At 42.1% G+C, this 497-nt stretch carries 1 pseudogene; it reads right to left on the bottom strand.

The window, feature by feature from the left end:
- A pseudogene (locus ACVCZW_RS00800) lies at positions 1-497 on the bottom strand (hypothetical protein); the annotation flags it as partial.

A 497-nucleotide genomic window follows, 5' to 3' on the forward strand; every position in this document is an offset into this window, starting at 1 on the left:
ACATGCATCATTTGGATCTGTGTCGTTTGGTCCTTGAACGCCGTCTCCATCAGGATCTACTTCGTCTAAGTTACTTACTCCGTCACCATCACAATCTGCAGTTGCCCAGTCACTTGTTGTGTCTGTTAAATCTACATTTGATAATGTTCCTCCGATACAAGGATCGGTATCATTTGGATCCGTATCACTTGTTTCTCCATCGCCATCACAATCCGTAATCGCTGTTACAGGTAAAGTAATATCTGTTGCGGTAAACTCACATGCATCATTTGGATCGGTGTCGTTTGGTCCTTGAACGCCGTCTCCATCAGTATCTACTTCGTCTAAGTTACTTACTCCGTCTCCATCACAATCTGTAGTTGCCCAGTCACTTGTTATGTCTGTTAAATCTACATTTGTTAAATCTCCTCCAATACATGGATCCGTATCATTTGGATCCGTATCACTTGTTTCTCCATCACCATCACAATCTGTGATTGCTGTTACAGGTAATGTAA

It is taken from the genome of Lacinutrix sp. MEBiC02595 (assembly GCF_053601555.1).